This is a genomic window from Candidatus Methylomirabilota bacterium (assembly GCA_036002485.1).
In the GTDB taxonomy this organism is placed as follows: domain Bacteria; phylum Methylomirabilota; class Methylomirabilia; order Rokubacteriales; family CSP1-6; genus AR37.
The window spans coordinates 1-7,245 of the sequence record DASYTI010000216.1 but is presented as its reverse complement, the minus strand read 5'-3'; the positions used below and the strand labels follow the sequence as shown (position 1 = coordinate 7,245).

Annotated in this window: 8 protein-coding genes; all 8 read left to right on the top strand. The window is 66.7% G+C overall.

The annotated features are described in order from the left end of the window. Positions 1-295: DNA polymerase IV (locus VGT00_19235; protein ID HEV8533565.1), on the top strand; the 295-nt coding region annotated here is incomplete at its 5' end. A gap of 105 nt (positions 296-400) precedes the next feature. Next, the gene (locus VGT00_19230) at positions 401-1,600 is read left to right on the top strand and encodes an ABC transporter substrate-binding protein (GenBank protein ID HEV8533564.1); all 1,200 of its coding nucleotides are present in this window, start codon (positions 401-403) and stop codon (positions 1,598-1,600) included. Between the two features lie 39 nt (positions 1,601-1,639). Further along, the gene (locus VGT00_19225; GenBank protein HEV8533563.1) at positions 1,640-2,392 is read left to right on the top strand and encodes an ABC transporter ATP-binding protein; all 753 of its coding nucleotides are present in this window, start codon (positions 1,640-1,642) and stop codon (positions 2,390-2,392) included. 15 nt (positions 2,393-2,407) lie between these two features. Further along, positions 2,408-3,172, top strand: coding sequence for an ABC transporter ATP-binding protein (locus tag VGT00_19220; GenBank protein HEV8533562.1), 765 nt, complete (start codon positions 2,408-2,410; stop codon positions 3,170-3,172). After that, positions 3,172-4,980 carry an AMP-binding protein gene (locus tag VGT00_19215; GenBank protein HEV8533561.1) on the top strand — a complete coding sequence of 603 codons (1,809 nt, stop codon included), beginning with the start codon at positions 3,172-3,174 and terminating at the stop codon, positions 4,978-4,980. Before VGT00_19220 ends, VGT00_19215 begins: the two co-directional genes overlap by 1 nt. Before the next feature lie 37 nt (positions 4,981-5,017). Further along, positions 5,018-5,998 (top strand): branched-chain amino acid ABC transporter permease, encoded by a 981-nt coding sequence (locus VGT00_19210; GenBank protein HEV8533560.1) that lies wholly within the window; start codon positions 5,018-5,020, stop codon positions 5,996-5,998. A gap of 10 nt (positions 5,999-6,008) precedes the next feature. Then, on the top strand, positions 6,009-6,890 hold the full coding sequence (locus VGT00_19205) for a branched-chain amino acid ABC transporter permease (protein HEV8533559.1): 882 nt from the start codon (positions 6,009-6,011) through the stop codon (positions 6,888-6,890). Beyond that, on the top strand, positions 6,887-7,245 hold a 359-nt coding region (locus VGT00_19200), incomplete at its 3' end, for a hypothetical protein (GenBank protein HEV8533558.1). The genes VGT00_19205 and VGT00_19200, both read left to right, overlap by 4 nt.

Sequence of the window (7,245 nt, the reverse complement as noted above, 5' to 3'; positions counted from 1 at the left end):
CGACTTCCGGACTTTGACGCGGAGCCACACGAGCGATCCCACGCAGGACGGACTCACGATCTATCGACGGGTCGAAGCGCTGCTGGACCGGGAGGCGGTGGCCGAGCCCGTCCGCCTCATCGGCCTTTCCGCGTCGGGTCTTCGCGCGGCGGGGCAAGGGCAACTCTCGCTTCTCGATGTGGCCGCCCTCCGCCGCGAACGCCTGGGGCCGGTCGTCGACCGCCTCACCGCGCGTTTCGGAGAGGGGGCCGTGCGACCCGCGTCGCTCCTGCCGGGGAGACCGCGGGCGGAGTGATCGGCGCAGGATCCCCTTCTCCTCAGGCCCCCCCGCCGTTCGCGTATAATCCGGGCACTCAGCGACGGGCCGAGGCTTCCGGCTCACGTCCAAGGGAGGAATGACATGATCACGAGGCTGACGATCGCTGTGGCTCTGGTTCTCACCCTGGCGGTTTCTGCGATCGCGCAGACGCGAACGCCGGGCGTGACCGACACCGAGATAGTGGTCGGGCTCACGACGCCGCTGTCCGGTCCGGCCGCCGCCTGGGGAAACACGGCGGTGGCGATGGAGGCATGGGCGCGGTCCGTGAACGAGCAGGGCGGGGTCCACGGCCGGAAGATCAAGGTCGAGCTCAAGGACGACGGCTACAATCCCGGGCGCGCGGTGGCGAATCTCACCGAGATGCAGGACAAGGTGTTCATGAACGTCGGGCTCCTGGGATCGGCCGTGCTGCAGGCGTCGAAGGACAAGATCGCGGAGTTCAAGATCCCCACGATCAATCCCTACGGCAATCCGGCCATCTGGGCCAAACAGCCGCGCGAGAAGCTTCGCTACGTCTTCGTGAACTACACGGACTACGTCGACGAAGGCGACTTCCTCGTCACCTTCGCCGCCAACAAGCTGGGGGTCAAGAAGGTGGCTGTGTTCTACCAGAACGATGAGTACGGCAAGGGCGGGCTCGAGGGGGTGAATCGCGGCCTGAAAGGTCTCGGCACCAAGGCCGCGCTCGCCGCCACGGTGTCCTACGAGCTGAGCGACCGTGAGATGGGCACGCACGCGCTGAAGCTCAAGGACTCGGGCGCCGACGTCGTAATCCTCTATCCGACTATTACCCACGGCGCCAACATCGTCAAAGAGATGGCGAAGGTCGGCTACCGGCCGAAGCTCGTGGCCTCATTTCCGCTCGGCGACTACCTGATCATGTACCGGCTGCTCGGCGAGCTGTGGGAGGGCGCCCACTTCAGCGCGCTCTCCGGCGCGGCGCTCGCCGGGGATCCCCCCGCCAAGAAGATCCTGGAGGTGCTGACGAAGTACGAGCCCAAGCTGATGGGCAAGGAGAACACGGCGCTGGCGGGCGCGATCGCGATGATCATCGCGCTCGAAGGCCTCAACAAGGCCGGCCGGAACCTTACGCGCGAGTCCTACGTCGAGGCCATGGAGTCGATCAAGGGATTCACGGCGATGGGGCTGACGCCGCCGATCACGTTCGGCCCGAACCGACGCCACGGACTCAACGCCATGCGCCTGCTGCGCGCCGAGAAGGCGGCCGACAACGCCTACACCGAGGTGGTCCCGGCGCAGATCTTCCAGCCGCACTTTTGATCCCGGGGGGCCCGGCCCCCCACCCGTGCTGGCGCGCCGATGGGTGACTTGCTCGAGGTCCGTGACGTCTCACTCAACTTCGGGGGCATCACGGCGCTCGCCGGGGTCGGTCTGGCCCTGGCCCAGGGAGAGACCCTCGCCGTGATCGGGCCCAACGGCTCGGGCAAGACCTCGCTCTTCAACTGCATCACGGGGATCTATCATCCGACCGCGGGATCCATCACGTTCCAGGGCGAGTCCCTGCTCGGCTGCTCACCCGACGAAGTCGCCGGCCGCGGCGTCGCCCGCACCTTCCAGAACCTGCGTCTGTTCCACAACATGTCGGTGCTGGACAACCTGCTCGTGGGTCGCCATCTCCATTTCCGGCGGAACTTCCTTCACGCCGTCCTCAGACTCCGCGGTGAAGAGATCCGTCACCGCCGCCGCTGCGAGGAGATCGTCGACTTCCTCAACCTGGAATCGGTCCGCAAGAGTCGGGTCGCCGACTGTCCCTACGGCGTCCAGAAGCGGGTGGAGCTCGGCCGCGCGCTGGCGACGGAGCCCCGACTGCTGCTCCTCGACGAGCCCGTCTCGGGGCTGACTCAGGAGGAAAAGGAAGAGTTCGCGTACTGGATCCACGAAATCCGCGGGCGGTTCGGAATCACGATCCTGCTCGTCGAGCACGACCTCCGGATCGCCTCCCGCCTGGCGAGCCGCATGGTGGCCCTCGATCACGGCGTGAAGATCGCCGAGGGGACACCGGCCGAGGTCCAGCGCCACCCCGACGTGATCAGGGCGTATCTCGGAGACTGAACCCTGACCGCCCTCTTGAAGGTCTCGAGCATCGAAACGCTGTACTTCGACCGGATCTATGCCCTCTTCGGCGTGTCGTTGGAGGTCGAGGAGGGCGAGATCCTCACCGTGCTGGGTCCCAACGGCGCCGGCAAGACGACGCTGCTCCGCACGATCGCGGGCCTCCTGAAGGACCAGCCCAAGAAAGGTGAGATCCTGTTCGGCGGGCGGCGTATCGACGGCTGGCAGCCCGAGGCCGTCGCGCGGCTCGGGATCGTCTATGTCCCGGAAGACCGTGGTCTCTTCAAAGAGCTGACCGTCGAGGAGAATCTGCGCCTCGGTCTGTGGGGCCGCCACGACGACGGCGTTCGGAAGGACCTCGATTTCGTCCATGGGATGTTTCCGATCCTCCTCCAGCGGGCCCGCCAGCAGGCCGAGACGCTCTCCGGCGGGGAGCAGCAGATGCTCGCGCTCGGCCGCGCCATGCTCCGCCGGCCCCGCCTCCTGATGCTCGATGAGCCCTCGCTCGGGCTCGCGCCGCGTGTGGCGAAGTCCGTGTACGAGGCGCTCGGAGCGATCAGCCAGACCGGCACCACGATCCTTCTGGTGGAGCAGAACGCCCGGCTGGCCCTGAGCGTGGCAGGCCGCGGCGCCATCCTAGAGGCGGGTCGGGTCGTCCTCGAGGGAACGTCTCGAGAGCTCACCGAAAACGAGAACGTGCGCGAGGTCTACCTGGGGGTGGGCGGGGCGGAGCCCACGGCCAAGGCCTGGCGCCTGTACCGGAAGAGGAGGCGGTGGTGATGACGGCGATCGAACCCCGGACGCTCCCCGAGCTGTTCGCGGCGCAGGTCTCGGCTCGTGGCGATGCGCTGGCCATCCGGTTCAAGGAGTACGGCATCTGGCACCGTGTCTCCTGGCACCGCTATGCGGAAGAAGTGGGACGCGTCGCCACGGCGCTGCTGGCCTTCGGCCTCCGACCCCACGAGAACGTCGCCGCCCTTGCCGAGAACCGTCCCGAGTGGCTCTACTGTCACCTCGGCATCATGACGGCGGCCGGCGTCACCGTCGGTGTCTATCCGACGTCGGCGCCGGACCAGATCACGTATCTGCTCAATCACTGCGAGGCCCGACTGATCTTCGTGGAGAACGAAGAGCAGTTGGACAAGATCCTGGCGATCGCGGCCCAGACGCGTCTCGAGCGGATCGTGGTGTGGGACGCCAAGGGGCTCTGGGGCTTTGCCGATGAGCGGGTGACGTTCTTCGAGGACTTCCTCAAGCAAGGCCAGCTGTTCGCCGAGACGCACCCCGCCGCGGTCGCCGAACGCCGCGCGGCGATCGCCCCCGAAGACAACGCGATGATCATTTACACCTCGGGCACCACGGGGCCCCCCAAGGGCGCCATGCTCTCGCACGGGTCGATCCTCTGGGTGACGGCGGCGTTCCTCGACATCAACCGCGTGGGTCCCGACGACGAGGTGGTCTCGTACCTGCCCTTCGCGCACATCTACGAGAACCTGATCTCGGTTTTCGGCGCGCTGCGCGTCGGCTACGTCGTGAACTTCGTGGAGAGCCTCGACACGCTCTTCCAGAACCTCCGCGAGGTCTCGCCGACCTACTTCGCCAGCGTCCCCCGGATCTGGGAGAAGCTCGCTTCCACGGTGGAGCTACGGATGTCCGATTCCACCTTGCTCAAGCGGCGGCTGTATCGGCTCGCGGTCGCGGTCGGCCGGCGCTACGCGCGGGCCCGGCTCGCCGGGGGCCGGATTCCGCTCGGCGTCGCTCTCGCGTACCGGCTCGCCGCCTGGGCGGTGCTGGGCCCGCTCAAGCGGCGGCTCGGCTTCGAGCGTACCCGGATCGCGGTCTGTGGCGCGGCGCCGGCCTCGCCCGAACTATTCGAGTACTACCACGCGCTGGGCATTCCGCTGATCGAAGGCTATGGCCAGACGGAGTCGACGGGCGTCATCTCGGTGAACCGCGTGGAAGCCCCCCGGGTGGGGACCGTGGGCCAGCCGATTCCCGGCATCGAGGTGGCGCTAGCCGACGACGGCGAGATCCTGACGCGGGGCCCGCACGTCTTCAAGGGCTACTTCAAGGACCCCGAGCTCACGGCGGCGACGGTCGACCCGGACGGCTGGCTGCACACGGGCGACGTCGGCGCGTGGGAGGGCGGATACCTCAAGATCCTGGACCGCAAGAAAGACATCATCATCACGGCGGGGGGCAAGAACATCACGCCAGCGTACATCGAGAACAAGCTCAAGTTCAGCCCATATGTCCAGGATGCGGTGGTGATCGGCGAGCGCCGCAAGTACCTGGCCGCGCTCGTCCTGATCGACGAGGACAACGTCACCAAGTTCGCCCAGGACCACCGGATCCCCTTCACGACCTTCCAGGACCTCACCCAGAATCCCGAGATCGGTCGTCTCATCGAGGCCGAGGTCGAGAAGGTGAACAAGACGCTGTCGCAGGTGGAGACGATCAAGAAATTCGCCCTGCTGCCCCGGCGGTTCTATGCCGAGGAGGGCGACGTGACGCCCACGATGAAGGTCAAGCGGCGGGCGCTGGAAGAGCGGTATGCCGACCTGATCAGGGGCCTGTACCGAGACTGATGGCGAGAGGCGGACGGCCGCACGACGGAGAGAGCGGGTGGACCTCGTAGAGTCGTACCGGGAGGACTTGCGGTTCGCGCGGAGGTCGATCACGCGCACCCTCCTCGGTCTGCTTCTCGCCGCGGTGGCCGTCTTTCCGTGGGTGGCACCCCAGTACGCCGTGTTCATCGCCACCTTGATCGCCCTCTACTCGATCGGCGTGATGGGACAGAACCTTCTCATCGGGTATACGGGCCAGATCTCCTTCGGGCAGGCGGGCTTCCTGGCCATCGGCGCCTTCACCTTCGGGCATCTCCGCATCTGGGGGCTGCCTTTCCTGGTGGCCCTGGCCGGTGCGGGCGTAGCTGCCGCCATGGCGGGGATCCTGGTCGGATTCCCCTCGTTACGGCTCAAAGGGCCGTACCTAGCGATCGCCACCCTGGGCTTCGGCGTCGCCGTGTACCAGGCGTTCGTGAACTGGGAGGTCCTGTCGGGGGGACGCTCCGGCCTCGCCATCCCCAAGCTCAAGCCGCTCCTCGGCCTGTCCGCTGCGCAGAGCGTCTACTACATCTACGTCATCCTCCTGGCGCTGTTCACGTGGGCGACCTACAACATCATTTCCTCCTACATCGGACGGGCCTTCATCGCTATCCGCGACGCGGACATCGCCGCCGAGGTGAACGGGGTGAACCTGACGCGATACAAGCTCCTCGCGTTCGCGCTCTCATCGTTCTACACGGGTGTCCACGGGGCGCTCTACGCGCAGGTCCTCGGCCACATCGAGCCGCAGATCTTCAACGTGCTGGAGTCGATCACGCTGTTCGTGGCCGTGATCATCGGGGGGGTAGCCTCGGTCGAGGGCTCCATTCTGGGAGCGGCGTTCGTGCTGCTCGTGCCGAAGGTGTTCGCCGATTTCCGCGAGATGGTGCCCGTGGTCTACGGCGTGACGATCCTGCTCGTGCTGATCTTCGAACCTCTTGGCCTGTACGGCCGCTGGCTGAAGACCCGTCTGTATTTCCAGCTCTGGCCGTTCCGATGAGCCGATAACCATGGACCGGTTTCTGCAGTACGCGCTCACCGGAGTGTCTGCGGGCAGCCTCTATGCGCTCGTGGCGCTCGGCGTGGTGCTGATCTACCGGTCGACGCGCGTCCTCAACTTCGCCCACGGCGACGTCGCCACGCTGGCGACGTTCGTGGCGTTCTCGCTCCTGACCCATCGCTACTCGTTCGGGGTGGCGGTGGTCGTCAGTCTTTTGGTGGGGGCGGCCGTGGGCGTCGCCTTTTATTTCGGCGTGTTGGTGAAGGCCCAGCGGCAGGGTGCGAACTTGCTCGGCATGGTGATCCTGACCCTCGGTCTCGCGCTGATCATCCAGGGCGTCGTCGTGTACGTGTGGGGCGCCGAGCCCGTGTCGCTTCCGTTTCCGATCTCCGACACCAAGACCTACCGGGTCGGCGGCGTGGTGGTGAGCCAGCTCGCGCTGGCGACCATCGCGGCTGGCGTCGCGGGCAGCCTCTGTCTCTATCTGCTCGTCCAGCGGACACGCGTGGGACTCGCCATGCGCGCGACCTCGGAAAATCTGATGGCGGCGCAGACGCTCGGCATCCCGACCCGGATGGTGCTCGGCGTCGCGTGGGGCATGGCCTCCGCCCTCGGGGTGGTCGCGGGAATCTTTCTCGCGCCCGCGCTCCTGCTCGACCCGTTCTTCATGCTGGACCCGTTCCTCAAGGGGTTCGCCGCCGCCGTCCTCGGCGGCCTCAACAGTCTGCCGGGCGCCGTGGTGGGCGCGCTGATCCTCGGCGTCGCCGAGAGCCTGACCGGGGCCTACCTGAGCATCCAGTTCAAGAACACCCTGGCATTCCTGATCATCATCGTCGTCCTGCTCGTGCGGCCGGAGGGGCTTCTCGGTCGGGAATTCAAGGAGCGCGTGTGACGACGTATAATGGCGCCACGATGGAGCGGCCGATCGCTTACGACAAGCTTGCGCGGGAGGAGCGTTTCGTGCGCATGCGGGCACGTGACATCGCCGCGCGTCGCGTCGAGCAGGGCCTGCCGGCCTTCCCCGGCCTCTCGACCCGAGAATCGATCCGCGAGCGGGTTCACGGGATCCTCGTCGGCGAGCTTCAGGCGATGGAGGGCGCGGGACGGACCGTGTACGACTTTCCCGATGCGCCGTGGGAGTTCACCCTGGACATGGCCCGCCAGGTCTGGGACGAATCCCGGCACGTGGAAATCTACCTCGGGCTCCTCGAACACCTGGGCGGCTACGTGGGCGAGTACCCGGAGTC